Genomic DNA, 14,030 nt, shown 5'->3' with positions numbered 1-14,030 from the left:
TGTACGATTTCCTTATAATCTGGAAGACGAAAAAAATTGTAAAATCATGGGGATTTTAGCAGCAAAATCATCCATGGCATGGTTGCCATGCGCTTCGGTCATGACCAAAGCTCGCGGTTGCTGCGACGCATAATAACGTTCCGCTTCACGATAATCTAAAACATCGTCGCCTTGTTGTAATAACACCAGCACTTTGTCTGCTTGCTGAACATTTGGCACTGCAATCTGCTCTAAATAGTCCAATTGTGCCTCATCCAAGGTCCATGCAGGATTAACCTGATAGGGAAGTTGCTGTTGCCCAAATAACTCACGAAACAATTGCCATGGTCGCATAGCTGGATTAATCAAAACAGCAGGCAGCGCATGCCTTGCGACCAATTGTGTCGCATAGAAGCCTCCCAGACTACTGCCTACCAAAGCGACATCCTGATGGGCAAGTACCAAATCTTGTAACACTTGTAGGGCTTGCTCAGGTGGCATATTTAAGTCGGGCACATGGATAGCCAATGTATCATCTTGTGCACAATACTGTTGTAGCTGCTGTGCTTTGATTGATTTTGGACCACTTTGAAAGCCGTGGATATAAACAATATTCATATTTTCTGGTTACGTAGCTTATCCCTTCATCCATTTTTCATCATTCTGACGCAGGATTATTCTAAATTCGTCGAAAGGCTCAAATTGTTAGACAAAATAAGCCCTATTTCATGATCTTCATCGGTATTTTAAAATTATTCGAGTTGTTCTCGATATGATGAAAACTGAAAAAAGTTATACCTCTATCTTAATCAAAATGAAAGCGTTGAGATGAGACAAACAAAGCATCAAGGATAACAACAAATGCCGAGTTTAACACCGCTGCATGAAACTTATTGTAAATGGGATCGGACACCTCCCAGCCAAGCAGATTTACTGGAAGGTCTGGCCCAATTACTCAGTACGCCACTCAATAATGTGGTGCAAGATTTTATGCGTACCATTCAGCGGGAAATTTTCTCAAGTATTTTTGGTCTTGATGAGCAAGAATTCAAAAATTTGCAAAATCACCCACAAATTGCTCGATTTAACCGCTTAAGCATGAGTGTATTAGAAAATTATGGACATTATCTTTTAGCGCCAGGCCTACGCCAAATTATAGAAAAATACCCAAAACTGCATGAAAAACCGCTTACTCCGACTCTGCATTTTTTAGTCGGTGCGGTGAATGGCGTATTGGGTGACTATTTGCTGAAATATCACAATCCAATGGCACTGCCGATGGTGCTCTATGATCACTACGGTGAAATCCAACGTGGCGATTTATCGGGTCGGGTGGTAATTTTTGTGCATGGTCTGTGTATGAACCATCTTGACTGGACCAACCGTAATAATGGGGGTTTTGGCGAAAAACTGCTGGCGCAACGGGACCACAACACCATGTTGTACTTAAACTACAACACAGGACGTCGTATTTCAGCCAATGGACGCAGCCTCGCCAATACCTTAGAAGATCTGATTCAGCGTAACCCACGCATTACCAGTATTGATATTATTGGGCATAGTATGGGCGGACTGGTTGCACGCAGTGCCTTGTTCTATGGTAAACAAAATCTGCATCAATGGCTGCACATGGTCGAAAACTTGGTCTGTCTAGGTTCACCACATCATGGTGCAGCACTGGAACGATTTGGTTTTGCGGTTCAAGAAAAACTGGGGCGCTTTCCGATTGTGAAATTGGTCGGGCATCTGGTCAATATTCGCAGTAATGGCATTTTAGATTTACGTTACGGCAGTGTCCGTGATGACGATTGGGAGCATAACGAAGCACGGATTGGTTTCTTTGACGATAACCGAAAACCTGCTCCCCTACCTTCGCATATCAATACTTATTTGGTCGCAGGCACACTCGAATTTGAGCACCGTAAAAACAAAACCTTAAAAGTAATTGGCGATTATTTGGTCAGTGTAAAAAGTGCTTTAGGCGAACATCCCAATCCACGTTTTCAATTGAAATTACCCGAATCACATAAAGCCATTTTTTACGGTCTGAATCATTTAGAAATTCAATACCACTCCAGCGTAGCTGAACAAATTGTGCATTGGTTCTATCCTGAAAAAGCACAACATCATCAACTGCATGCGCATGAATATATGATTGGTTTAGATGATTTGGAAGGTATTGCCCTGACCTGATGCCACATGAAAAAAGCCAACAACTGTTGGCTTTTTGATCCCTATTGAACAAAGTCGCTATTATTTTTTAGCTTTCGCTGCAGTTGGATAACGGCGCACCAATTGCCACAGGCTCACCACAGCCAAGACCACGAAAAATAACAATGACCATACAGGCAAAGACTGTCCCAAGAATGTCCAGTCAATTACTGCACACTCGCCTGAACCTGTGAGCACTTGTGCCAACACGCTTTTTAACGGCAAAGCATCAATCAGATAATTTAATCCTGGACCACAGCTCGGCACCTGATCGGGCGGCAAATTCTGTAACCAAACATGGCGTGCTGCAACACCTGCCGACCATAAGATAGACAAGCTACCCAGTAAGGCATAAATGCGTTTTCCTACCGTAGACTTTGGATTATGAATCAACGCAATCAGGGAAATAAAGCCCAACCCCATTAAACCCACACGCTGAAAGACGCACAATGGGCATGGAGACAAACCTTGGACATGTTCGAGATACAGCGCAAACGCCATACCCACAATACTGGCAATCACTAAAAACCCGCTCACGAAGCGAAAACTCCATTGCATGGTCAAACCTCTTAATTTTTATCGATAATGTGCAAGATATTCGTCAAAACTGATGTCAGTATCTTGTTCAAGTTGTTGTTGCTGTTGTAGCGATGTTTGTGCCAGTTCATCAAAATAGGCCTGTGTTTCAGGGTTTAATTGATGCTGTTCATACACTGCCGCATGTTGTTGAGCCATCACGCTACCAAAATTCCACGTTCCACCATGTGTCAGGGTATCTGCGATCACTTGTGCTGAGAGCGTATGATCGACCTCATCAATACGTTGTTGCATCAGTTGTAAAGCTTGGACATACAACTGCGTGGTATTGGCTTGATCCAGCAATTCTGCGAAGGGCTGCATCGCATCAAGATGTTTTTGACACCAAGCTTCAATCTGGTAATCCTGTCCATCTTCCACAATATGTGCATTCGGTGCACGCCCCCGATTGACCACTTCAGCCTGATTCTGTTCAATCTGCTCTTGCTCAGCATCTAACAGCGCAGGACTGTCTTGTAATAGACAATACAATGCCAAGACTTCCAGAAAACCTGCGCTGCTTTCATCAATCCCAATCGGACTATACGGATTCACATCCACCGCACGTAGCTCGACATAGCCCACGCCACGATTCGCTAAAGCGTCTGAAGGCGTTTCACCCGCTTGAGGCACCTGCTTTGGTCGCACCAGACTGTAGTACTCATTTTCAATTTGCAGGACATGGTCATTAATTTGGGTTGGCTCACCTTGCGCATCATTTAACCCTAAACGGCTAAAGTCTGCATACGGAGTTTTGACCGCTTTTTGTAAACCGTCTAAATAGCCCTGAATGTCATTATAGTGAATGCCGAGTTGCTTCTGCGCTGAATTCTGATAACCAAAACGTCCCATGCGCAAAGCAGTGGCATAAGGCAAATATAACGTCCCTTTTAACAACGGCAGCAAATGATGCTCACGCCCCGTCATAAAACACTTACACACTGACGGGCTCGCACCCAACAAAAACATCACCAACGGCGTTAAACGAATAAAATTGCGAATTAAGCCAAAATAGCGATGGCTACGGTAATCTTGTGCAGACAGTTGGCGTAAATGAGCATCGGTTTCTTGTTGTTGTAATGCACTAAATAAGCTGTCGGGGAAGGATAAATTATAATGTACCCCAGAAATGGTCTGCATACGGCGACCATAACGAATGCCTAAACCGTGACGGTATAAGGTCTTGAAACGGCCAATATTAGAACTGCCATATTGTGCCAAACGAATATTGTCTTCCTCACTGTCTAACATACAGGGCATCGACAAAGGCCAAAGTTTTTCTTCGTTCTCTAAGTGACGATGCACCACAGCATGAATATCGGTCAAATAAGACAAGGTTTTGGCAATACTGTCTTGTGGAGGGGTAATAAACTCCATCAAGGCTTCTGAATAATCGGTGGTGATATGCGGATGGGTCAATGCCGATCCCAACGCTTTAGGATGATCGGCCTGCGATAAAAAACCATTGCTTTGCATCCGCAAACTTTCACGTTCTACACCACGCAACATCCCTTGTAACAGCGAAGAATCCACCCAAGTCGGAAGTACAGCTTGAGAGGTCGATTCGGGTTGATTCATTATCATCTCGCTTTTTGGAAGAACTACTAAAATAAAATCATCAGTTTATATCAGTCTACTGTGATTTGATGCCGCCACATAATATGCTGTCTATTTTTTAAACAGATTCACAGCATTTGCTGCTTCTGTCGAAAAGATCCAATAAATCAGATCAGTAGCATTAATATGGGTAACATCGCTTATGTTCAACGGGTCAATATAAAAATTTCTTAAAAAGTATACCTATTGCGGCAATTTTTTATCACAAAGTTACTCTATAAGACACCCAAAAAATATGATTTTATGGAAGAATAAGTGCTAAGGATCTGTAATAAAAATGAATTATCAGGATATTTTAAGCTTTTGGTTTGCCCCTGAAACTCAACCAAACTGGTTTGCCAAAAGTAGCGAATTTGATCAAATGTTAGCAGAAAAGTTTGCTCAGATACATCAGCAAGCTGCTTTAGCTGAACTGTGGGAATGGCGCCAGCAGCCTGAAGGGCGTCTTGCCGAAGTGATTATTCTGGATCAATTTTCCCGTAATTTATTTCGTGATCAAGCACAGGCCTTTGCACACGATGGACTTGCGCTCGGGTTGGCACAAGAAGCCATTTTAGGTCAACATGACTTAGAACTTAGCCCAGAACATCGTTATTTCTTATATATGCCTTTTATGCACAGTGAGTCGCAACGTGTACATGAATTTGGGTTAAAATTATTTGAACAACTGGGACATCCGATTGCCTTAGAATTTGAACGACAACATAAAGCTATTATTGACCGATTTGGACGCTATCCACACCGAAATCAGATTCTAGGACGATCATCTAGCGCTGAAGAATTAGAATTTTTGACACAACCCAATAGCCATTTTTAACCCTGAGCGATGTGTCTTCTTTCTCCCCTATTTCATCAGCAGTCTGCGGAGTATAAACATGAAAACTAAGCTTATTGCCCTGACTCTTCTCACACTCGCGCTGGTGGGCTGTGCCTCTACGCCTTCTAAACCTCGAACCTTCGATCAATTGGGACGGTTTAATACCTACCCCATGAACACGCAAACCTATCGGATTAGTTTTGAAGCTGACCCGAATATGAACTATGGCGTTGCGGAAGAAATTACCTTGGTCAAAGCAGCACAAACGACGCTTAAAAATGGCTTTCGCTATTTTAAAGTGCTAGATGACCCCAGTAATTTGACCAATAAACCACCCCGTCAGGCTATCGTGTATCGCTCACCGTCTTTCTACCCTTATGGTTACTATCCACGTGGCAATTACCGCCGCTATCCAGGCTATTGGCCAGACCCATTTTACGACACACCACAGGTGGTAAATATTGACCCTGTACAAGTCTCGTATACGATTGAGTGCTATAAAGAAAAGGATAAAGTGCCAAGCGATGCTTTTGATGCGATGCTTATTCTAAAATCTTTAGGGCAAAAATACGGACTGACCTCTACAGGTGAGGTCATTCAACCACAACCCGAAGTATCTGCTCCAACCCAAAAATAAAATTAGGACCATTCTATGCCTGTAGCGACCACCAGTTCTGAAAGCTTGCAACGGAGTAAACGCTTCGCAAATATCGCTTTATTGCTGGCGGTCATGACATGGATTGTCCTTATGGTACTCGCCAAATTCATGCCCGAATACGCTTGGCTGATTCATATTCTCATGTTGTCCGCAGAAGCAGGTATGGTCGGTGGATTAGCAGACTGGTATGCCATTACGGTACTGTTTCGCAATCCTTTTGGCAAAATGCCAATTCCCAAGTTCTTACTTGACCATACCGAAATTATTCCCCGCAACAAAGCCCGCATTGCCGAGTCCATGGGGCGTTTTGTACAGGAAAATTTTCTCTCTCCCCAAGTGGTCGAACGTAGTCTTCAAAATATCGACTTGAGTCTGGCCGTCGGTCAATGGTTAGCCAATCCGCATAACAACACGCAAGTGACGCAAGTGATTCAGCAAACCGTCCCGAAAATCTTTGACTTTGTTGGGCAAGAACAGATTGGACGCTTTATTCAAAACAATAGCGTGCAATGGGTGCGCAACACCAATATCAACATGCTGGCCAGTGAAATGCTGCGTGCCGTGATTGAAAATGACTTCCACCAAGATGTATTGCAACGTGGTCTAGATGTCGTGCATGACTGGATGATCCACCATCCAGAGCAAACCCGTGAACTCACACAAAAACTGTTTAAAGAACTGGGAGTCTCTAAATTGGCCAAAGGCGCCAGTTGGATTGGGATTGATGTGCAACAACGCACCATTGACTCACTGATTGAACGGGTAGAATCCATGCTCGCCAATCCAGAGCATCCTTGGCGACAACAGATTGAAGAAACTGCCCAAGAACTGATGCTGCAATTAACCGATCGGAACAGTGCAGCAAGCCAACGCCTGAATCAGGGTAAAGATGCCTTACTGGATAGCCCTCAAGTGCTGAATTTTATTCGCGGTGCGGTGGTCATTTTATGTGATGCCATCAAAGCCGATTTAATGCAGCCTGATTCAGGTATTGCAGCCAATCTACGCGTGGCGATTCAACAGGTTGGAGAGAACATCATTGCCAATCAGGCTGTCCGCCAGTTATTGAATGATCGCATGAGTGGTTTGGCGGTGAATTTGAGTGATCAATACAGTGAAAAAGTGATTCGTTTTATTAGCGAACGCATTCATGAATGGGACTCACGCGAGATGATTGGTAAAATTGAAAATGAAGTCGGTGGCGACCTGCACATGATTCGTGTCAACGGCGTGGTGGTGGGGGCCTTTATTGGTCTCGCACTGGGGATTATTCGTGCTGTGGTCGATTATTTGCTCTAGTTCACGATACGACTCAGACAGAGAAATAAATAGATTTAAACTTGTACAAACCCTGCAACATGCTAAATTAAATCGGTTTATTCTTCCTTGAGTCTGCGGTCATGCTTGAAATTCATTCCAAACTCCCTGCACAAGGGGTCACGATTTTTAGCCAGATGACTGCCATGGCACAACGGCTGAATGCACTCAATTTATCACAAGGCTTTCCCGACTTTGCTCCCCCGCAAGCCTTGGTTGAAGCCTTGAGCCATGCAACCTTACACGGATCTAATCAATATGCAGCAGGCGATGGTTTACTCAGCCTACGCCAACAAGTCGCGCAACAGTTTCTACAGCGCGATCAACTGAATCTCGATCCTGTCCATGAAATCACCATTACACCTGGGGCGACCATCGCCTTATTTAGTGCCATTCAAGCCCTTGTAAATGCGGGTGATGAAGTCATTGTGTTTGATCCGAGCTATGACAGCTATGCGCCAAGTATTGCTTTGGTCGGTGCAAAAGCAGTTCATATCCCTTTAATTGCACCGCATTTTCATGTGGACTGGAACCGAGTTGCCAACGCAATTAATGCCAAAACCCGCATGATCATTGTCAATACACCACATAATCCAACGGGGGCCATTTGGTCCAAGCAAGATTGGCAACAGTTGATTCAACTGATCCAAAATCGAAATATTGTGGTGCTGTCAGATGAGGTCTATGAACACTTGGTTTACGATGGACAACAGCACTATTCAGCTTTGTCTTTTCCAGAGCTGCGTGAACGGTGTTTTGTGGTCGGTTCATTTGGAAAAACCTTCCATGTGACGGGTTGGAAAACAGGGTATTGTGTGGCTGCGCCTGAGTTGATGCAGGTCTTTCGTCAAGTTTATCAATTTGCCAATTTTTGTGGAGTCACGCCAGTCCAAGTCGCTTTAGCGCAGTACATGCAAGAACATCCTGAACATATTCAGCAGCTTGCTCATTTTTATCAGCAAAAACGTGATTTATTTAATGCAGGATTAGCAGCTTCCCGATTTACATTGACGCCCTCTCAAGGCACCTATTTCCAAAATCTGGATTATCGTGCAATTCGTCCCGATTTGAATGATGTTGACATGTGCCACTTCCTTGCCGAACAGCATGGCATTGTAGCGATTCCAATTTCTGTGTTTTATCAACAACCACCTGAAGATTTAAAACTGATTCGTTTTTGTTTCGCCAAAACTGAACAGACCTTGACCCAAGCCACCCAAATTCTTAGTGCGGTATAAAGCCAATCCAAGCGTAAAAAACAACCTATGTAATGTGACTTTGTTTACTGAAATACATCCATTTTTTCTATGCTAACTGTGCTAGGGTAAGCTGAAACAATACGATAAAAAGAGCACAGGATCATCTATGTCGGCACACAACCCTTTGGTGCAACATCAAAAGCTATGGAAAGCCTTTTTTATTTTCCTGATGCCGTTGATTGCCACCAATATTCTGCAAAACCTATCAGGGACAATTAATACGGTCTTTGTCGGGCAGATGATGGGGGTGCAGGCGATTGCCGCAGTAGCAGTATTTTTTCCGATTTTGTTCTTTTTAATGGCCTTTGTAATTGGGTTGTCCGCAGGTTCAACTGTATTGATCGGACAGGCATGGGGTGCACAGAATATAGAAAAAGTGCGGGCGGTGGTTGGCTCGACCCTATTTATGACCCTAATTGGTGGAAGCATCATTGCCCTGCTGGGGGTATTGTTTGCCCGTCATGTGTTATTGGCGTTGGGTACGGATGAAGCCGTCATGCATTTGTCTTTGCCTTATGTGCAGTGGATGCTCGCAGGTAGCCCCTTATTATTTATCTATATTATTTATACCTCCATTTTACGCGGTGTGGGCGATAGCACGACCCCTTTAATCGCCTCGGGCATGACCATTTTAGTGGGCCTTTGTGTGACTCCTGTCTTGATTGCAGGCTATTGGGGCTTTCCTCGACTGGGAATTGTTGCACCTGCGATTGCATCGACCTTAGGTTTTATTTCTGTTCTGATTTTTTTATATTTTTATCTGGCTTATAAACAACACCCGCTCAGACTCGACGCGCAAATGCTGCGCCATATTCGTTTTGACCGCCAACTCAGTCAAATTATTTTACGCCTCGGCATTCCGACCGGGGTGCAAATGGTCACGACTTCGGTTGCTGGTTTGGTGATTGTGGGGTTGGTCAATCGTCATGGTGCTGATGCGACTGCTGCCTATGGGGCAGTGAATCAGGTTCTGAATTATATTCAGTTCCCTGCACTTTCGATTGCCATTGCAGCATCGATTTTTGCCGCGCAAGCGATTGGCGCTGGAAAGTCAGAATTACTCGCCAAAGTTACACGTACCGCACTTGGGATGAATATTGCGATTACAGGTTTATTGGTGGTTTTAGGTTATCTATTTTCGAAATATCTGATGGCGCTTTTTATCACAGATCATGCTGTAGTCGAGCTTGGTCAACAGCTTTTGTTTATTGTGTTATGGTCCATTTTATTCTTTGGTGCCAGCGCAATTTTCGCGTCGATTATGCGTGCCAGTGGTACCGTCACCGTTCCGATGATCATCAACATTGTTGCCATTATTGCTATTGAAGTCCCCTGCGCTTATTTATTTAGTGACTGGTGGGGACTGCAAGGTATATGGTATGCCTATGCACTTGCCTTTGTCTGCCTATGTGTGATGCAAGGTCTGTATTACCAATTTGTCTGGAAAAAGAAAACCATACAAACCTTAATTTAATGGCTGATTGGCTGAAAAAACGTGCTGATCCTCAGATCAACACGTATCACCTTTTATTTGAAACGTTTACTCAACGTCGTCGCCATAGCAGTCACCTTTTGGTAGCCTGTCGGCAAAATACGCTGTATCAAATCTAATGATTTTGCATCATTACCAATCAAAACACGACGCTTATCCTTTTGTACCGCAGCTAAAATTTGACGTGCAGCTTCTTCTGGTGGAATACGTAATAACTTGTTAAATGTGCGTGCCGATTTTTCTGGATTCATCCCCAAGCTGCGCAAGCTGTCATTCATACGCGCATCATTGGCAATATTGGTGCGAATACCACCTGGATGTACACACAGCGCGCTAACCCCACAGTTTTCAATATCCAGTTCCTGACGTAAGGATTCGGTAAAACCACGAACTGCAAACTTGGTGGCATTATAAGCCGATTGGGTGGGTTGAGCCGTTAAACCGAATAAGCTAGAAATGTTGATGATATGACCATCGCCTGTTTGCTTAATCAAAGGCAAAAACTCTTTGGTCCCGTACACCACACCCCAAAAATTAATCCCCACAATCCATTCTAGTTCATCATAACTCGCCCCTTCAACGGTCGAACCCAATGCCACCCCAGCATTGTTAAAAATCATATTGACTGAACCATGATTTTGTACTGTTTCTTCTGCCCAAGTACGTATGGCTTCACGATCCGACACATCCAGTTTTTTGGTGGTCACTCGTACATTGCTGTCTTTGAGTAATTCTACGGTTTTTGCCAAACCTTGCTCATTAATATCACTTAAAGAAAGGTGACAACCTTGTTGAGCTAAAAGTAATGCCAACTGTTGACCAATCCCTGAACCCGCACCTGTTACAGCGGCGACTTTATTGTTAAATGTTTTCATTTTCTTTCCTTATTGGTTCCTAAGGCGGTATGACAAAGCTACCCCCATTCTTTTATGCATGACGCGAAAGACTCTCTCAATATAAATTTGACAATAACCATTGTCAATAAATGTCTGATGAATCTCCTTTCGGCCAAATTCCGCGTTTAATTTAGGCATTTGCAGCAATTGTTGTTAAACTATAGGCGGTCTTTGCTACGTTTTATCTTTATGACTTATTCCAATACCAACGATGCAGGAAAAAATAACCAACCGTTAAAAAATAAAGAACGCCAGTTTAAAGGACTCTCTTTGACTGAGCGTCAACAGGCACGTCGTGAAAAACTCATCGAAGCGGGTATTGAAGTTTATGGCACCCATGGTTTTTTTGCCGTCACGGTCAAAGACATTTGCAATGAAGCCAAACTGACCGAACGCTATTTTTATGAATCCTTTAAAAAAAGTGATCAACTCTTCCAAACCATCTTTTTAAAACTGATTGATGAACTGCAACAGAATGTCATGCAAGCGATTATGCAAGCCTCGAACAGTCATGAAAAAATGGTCGATGCTGGCTTAACTGCCCTACTCACCACGCTCAAAGATAACCCGCGGATGGCACGTATTATTTATATCGATGCTATGCTGGTGCAAGAACTGCATAACCAAGCCACCATTCACGAAACCATGTTGCGTTTTGACCGTATGATTCATGCTTTTGTCATGTTGATGATGCCGAATATCCCGCATTCAGAACGTGAAATTTCATGGGTTTCTACAGGCTTAAATGGTTATGTTACCCAGATTGCGATTCGTTGGGTCATCAGTGGCTTTAAACAGTCTCTGGAAGATGTATTGGCATCATGTCGGGTGGTTTTCTTAGCCCTACTCGAATCATTTTCTGAGAAAAAAAATTAAATTACAGCGATTTAATTTTTACAAAAAATTGACTCTAATTTTATGACCGCCTCTACGCCTGTCTAAAATTGTTCATGAATTCGACTAAAAATTGTCACAAAACTTTGCGAAAATTGGGATTCTGCCCTATTCTGCAATGATACTGTCATAATTAATCTTTGTAATAAGCCTGTCATAAATAAAAAACGGCCTACCGTTATCATCAATAGGATATTGCGTTGTGAAAGATGACTACATACTAATCGTCGATGACGAACTTCCAATTCGAGAGATGATTCATACCTCTTTGGATATGGCAGGCTTTCAATGCTTACAGGCAGAAGATGCAAAACAGGCGCATCAAATGATTGTCGATCAACGCCCAGCGTTAATTCTGCTCGACTGGATGATGCCTGGTGGTGTCAGCGGTGTCGATCTCTGTCGTCGCCTTAAACGCGATGAAAACTTATCTGAAATTCCAGTCATTATGCTGACTGCACGCGGAGAAGAAGACCATAAAGTCCAAGGTCTCGATGCAGGTGCAGATGACTACATGACCAAACCTTTTTCGACGCGTGAATTGGTATCGCGCATTAAAGCAGTGCTGCGTCGCGCCAATGCTCTAAGCGGCGAAAAAACCATTGATGCCAATGGTTTATTGCTTGACCCAGTCAGCCAACGCGTCAGTTTTAGCAATAACATTCTAGAAATGGGGCCAACTGAATATCGTTTGCTGGCCTTCTTCATGACGCATCCTGAGCGTGCTTATACCCGTGCGCAATTGCTTGATCAGGTTTGGGGTGGCAATGTCTATATTGAAGATCGTACCATTGACGTCCATATTCGTCGTTTACGCAAAGTCTTAGAACCCTATGGTGCAGACCGTTTTGTTCAAACCGTGCGTGGAACGGGTTACCGCTTCTCCACTCGTGCTGATGTAGCTTTAGGTTAATTTTAGTTTTATGTATGAACCCTACCCTGTCCCCGAACTGGCGCGTGAGCATCAAAAATTCCGTTACAGCAGTTTATGGATATTTGCCAAACAAGATTTACGTTTACTGGCGTTTCTACTGCTCATTGCAAGCTTAATCGGGTTTGGCATCGGGTATTTTTGGGTTTGTATTTTTACCGCTTTTACCATTTTTTTCGGTTTCCAACTGCGTTCTTTGTACTTGGTCAATGAATGGATTTCCAACCGTCCTTATGATGTTCCGCCTAATTTAAATGGCATCTGGGGAGCATTATTATTTAATGTCTATCGTGCACAGCGCCAAGAACGTATTGTTCAGGCTGAAATGGTCGGCTTGATTGACCGTGCACAATCCTCTTTGGTGGCACTGGCGGAAGCGGTGGTGTTAATTGATGAGTCGCATCAAATTGAATGGTGGAATCCCGCGGCGGAAAAACTACTCGGTATTCAGTCACTAGATCGTGGTCGCAATATCATGACCATTCTACGCCAGCCGAGTTTTATTGAATATTTCAAACAAAGCGATCAAATCCCTGACGGGATTAAAATGAAATCCTCAGTGTTTGAAGATCATTACGTACAAATCAAAATGACTCGCTTTGGCGGTGAAAGCCGTCTTTTAGTGGCGTATGACGTGACTCGGATGCACAATCTGGAGCAAATGCGTAAAGATTTTGTCGATAATATTTCACATGAATTACGCACGCCTTTAACGGTACTCAGTGGTTATATTGAAACCTTTACCGACCAAGAAGATTTAAATCCACGCTGGAAGCGTGCGTTTGAGCAAATGCAGGCGCAGACCAAACGTATGAATGCCTTGGTCAATGACCTCTTGCTGTTATCCCGTTTGGAAAATAATAAGCAAATTGCCAAAAACCAGATTATTGAAATGCCAAGCCTGATGAATCAGTTATTCGATGATGCGCAGGCTTATAATGTGGATTATGGCCATACCCTGAATTTGGACATCGACAGTCATTGCGACCTCATTGGTTCAGATACCGAATTGGCCAGTGCGTTTAGCAATCTCATTACCAATGCGATTAAATACACCCCGAAAGGCGGTACCATTACCATGGGTTGGCATGATGATGGCGAACATGGTTATTTCACGGTTGAAGATACAGGTATTGGTATTGATCCAAAACATTTGCCACGCTTAACCGAACGCTTTTATCGTGTGGATAGCGCACGTAGTCGTCAAACAGGTGGAACGGGTTTAGGACTGGCAATTGTGAAACACGTACTGATGCAGCACAACGCACATTTAGAAATTGAATCCAAAGAGAATCAAGGCTCGACCTTTAAAGTGGTGTTCCCGAAAGAGCGCCTGTATCACATGAGCTAAAAATTGTTTTACTCAGAAATGATTATTATATG

13 protein-coding genes are annotated in these 14,030 nt (G+C 43.5%); 9 read left to right on the top strand and 4 right to left on the bottom strand.

Annotated features, from left to right (window positions below; genetic code table 11):
- Positions 1–12: 12 nt before the first annotated feature.
- Positions 13–597 (bottom strand): YqiA/YcfP family alpha/beta fold hydrolase, encoded by a 585-nt coding sequence (locus tag M5E07_RS00405; RefSeq protein WP_252220960.1) that lies wholly within the window; start codon positions 595–597, stop codon positions 13–15.
- A 243-nt stretch (positions 598–840) separates the two neighbouring features.
- Between M5E07_RS00405 and M5E07_RS00400 the strand changes: the two genes are divergently transcribed.
- A complete protein-coding gene (locus M5E07_RS00400; protein ID WP_252220958.1) occupies positions 841–2,172 on the top strand; it encodes a GPI inositol-deacylase in 1,332 nt (443 codons plus the stop codon).
- Positions 2,173–2,232: 60 nt separating this feature from the next.
- Here M5E07_RS00400 and M5E07_RS00395 read toward each other — a convergent pair whose 3' ends face one another.
- Both M5E07_RS00395 and gshA read right to left on the bottom strand, forming a co-directional pair.
- Complete coding sequence (locus tag M5E07_RS00395; RefSeq protein ID WP_116762125.1) at positions 2,233–2,748, bottom strand: disulfide bond formation protein B; 516 nt, start codon at positions 2,746–2,748, stop codon at positions 2,233–2,235.
- Between the two features lie 18 nt (positions 2,749–2,766).
- Positions 2,767–4,344: a glutamate--cysteine ligase gene (gene gshA, locus M5E07_RS00390; RefSeq protein WP_252220956.1), complete on the bottom strand. Its 1,578-nt coding sequence runs from the start codon at positions 4,342–4,344 to the stop codon at positions 2,767–2,769.
- A 316-nt stretch (positions 4,345–4,660) separates the two neighbouring features.
- Here gshA and M5E07_RS00385 point away from each other — a divergent pair, with 316 nt between their 5' ends.
- From M5E07_RS00385 to M5E07_RS00365, 5 genes are all read left to right on the top strand, one after another.
- A complete protein-coding gene (locus M5E07_RS00385) occupies positions 4,661–5,200 on the top strand; it encodes a DUF924 family protein (protein WP_252220954.1) in 540 nt (179 codons plus the stop codon).
- A 58-nt stretch (positions 5,201–5,258) separates the two neighbouring features.
- Complete coding sequence (locus tag M5E07_RS00380; RefSeq protein WP_252220952.1) at positions 5,259–5,837, top strand: CC0125/CC1285 family lipoprotein; 579 nt, start codon at positions 5,259–5,261, stop codon at positions 5,835–5,837.
- Positions 5,838–5,852: 15 nt separating this feature from the next.
- Entirely contained in the window at positions 5,853–7,157 is a 1,305-nt protein-coding gene (locus M5E07_RS00375) for a DUF445 domain-containing protein (protein ID WP_116762133.1), read from the top strand.
- A 101-nt stretch (positions 7,158–7,258) separates the two neighbouring features.
- Positions 7,259–8,413, top strand: coding sequence for a methionine aminotransferase (locus tag M5E07_RS00370; RefSeq protein ID WP_252220949.1), 1,155 nt, complete (start codon positions 7,259–7,261; stop codon positions 8,411–8,413).
- Positions 8,414–8,540: 127 nt separating this feature from the next.
- Positions 8,541–9,908 (top strand): MATE family efflux transporter, encoded by a 1,368-nt coding sequence (locus M5E07_RS00365; RefSeq protein ID WP_252220947.1) that lies wholly within the window; start codon positions 8,541–8,543, stop codon positions 9,906–9,908.
- A gap of 53 nt (positions 9,909–9,961) precedes the next feature.
- Here the strand turns inward: M5E07_RS00365 and M5E07_RS00360 are convergent, their stop codons facing one another.
- Positions 9,962–10,801 carry an SDR family NAD(P)-dependent oxidoreductase gene (locus M5E07_RS00360; RefSeq protein ID WP_252220945.1) on the bottom strand — a complete coding sequence of 280 codons (840 nt, stop codon included), beginning with the start codon at positions 10,799–10,801 and terminating at the stop codon, positions 9,962–9,964.
- A 210-nt stretch (positions 10,802–11,011) separates the two neighbouring features.
- Between M5E07_RS00360 and M5E07_RS00355 the strand changes: the two genes are divergently transcribed.
- The 3 genes from M5E07_RS00355 (at position 11,012) to phoR (ending at position 13,998) form a co-directional block, all read left to right on the top strand.
- The gene (locus M5E07_RS00355; RefSeq protein ID WP_116762141.1) at positions 11,012–11,698 is read left to right on the top strand and encodes a TetR/AcrR family transcriptional regulator; all 687 of its coding nucleotides are present in this window, start codon (positions 11,012–11,014) and stop codon (positions 11,696–11,698) included.
- Between the two features lie 220 nt (positions 11,699–11,918).
- Positions 11,919–12,629: a phosphate regulon transcriptional regulator PhoB gene (phoB, locus tag M5E07_RS00350; RefSeq protein WP_116762143.1), complete on the top strand. Its 711-nt coding sequence runs from the start codon at positions 11,919–11,921 to the stop codon at positions 12,627–12,629.
- A gap of 10 nt (positions 12,630–12,639) precedes the next feature.
- Entirely contained in the window at positions 12,640–13,998 is a 1,359-nt protein-coding gene (gene phoR / locus M5E07_RS00345) for a phosphate regulon sensor histidine kinase PhoR (RefSeq protein ID WP_252220943.1), read from the top strand.
- Positions 13,999–14,030: the final 32 nt, after the last annotated feature.

It is taken from the genome of Acinetobacter tibetensis, assembly GCF_023824315.1.
Taxonomy (GTDB): Bacteria; Pseudomonadota; Gammaproteobacteria; order Pseudomonadales; family Moraxellaceae; genus Acinetobacter; species Acinetobacter tibetensis.
This window is presented reverse-complemented; position numbering and strand designations above follow the sequence as displayed.

Coding starts and splice junctions, on each gene's coding strand:
- M5E07_RS00360 (WP_252220945.1), bottom strand. CDS start 10,801: ATGAAAACATTTAACAATAAAGTCGCCGCTGTAACAGGTGCGGGTTCA.
- M5E07_RS00400 (WP_252220958.1), top strand. CDS start 841: ATGCCGAGTTTAACACCGCTGCATGAAACTTATTGTAAATGGGATCGG.
- phoR (WP_252220943.1), top strand. CDS start 12,640: ATGTATGAACCCTACCCTGTCCCCGAACTGGCGCGTGAGCATCAAAAA.
- M5E07_RS00385 (WP_252220954.1), top strand. CDS start 4,661: ATGAATTATCAGGATATTTTAAGCTTTTGGTTTGCCCCTGAAACTCAA.
- M5E07_RS00395 (WP_116762125.1), bottom strand. CDS start 2,748: ATGCAATGGAGTTTTCGCTTCGTGAGCGGGTTTTTAGTGATTGCCAGT.
- M5E07_RS00370 (WP_252220949.1), top strand. CDS start 7,259: ATGCTTGAAATTCATTCCAAACTCCCTGCACAAGGGGTCACGATTTTT.
- M5E07_RS00405 (WP_252220960.1), bottom strand. CDS start 597: ATGAATATTGTTTATATCCACGGCTTTCAAAGTGGTCCAAAATCAATC.
- M5E07_RS00355 (WP_116762141.1), top strand. CDS start 11,012: ATGACTTATTCCAATACCAACGATGCAGGAAAAAATAACCAACCGTTA.
- gshA (WP_252220956.1), bottom strand. CDS start 4,344: ATGAATCAACCCGAATCGACCTCTCAAGCTGTACTTCCGACTTGGGTG.
- M5E07_RS00375 (WP_116762133.1), top strand. CDS start 5,853: ATGCCTGTAGCGACCACCAGTTCTGAAAGCTTGCAACGGAGTAAACGC.
- M5E07_RS00365 (WP_252220947.1), top strand. CDS start 8,541: ATGTCGGCACACAACCCTTTGGTGCAACATCAAAAGCTATGGAAAGCC.
- M5E07_RS00380 (WP_252220952.1), top strand. CDS start 5,259: ATGAAAACTAAGCTTATTGCCCTGACTCTTCTCACACTCGCGCTGGTG.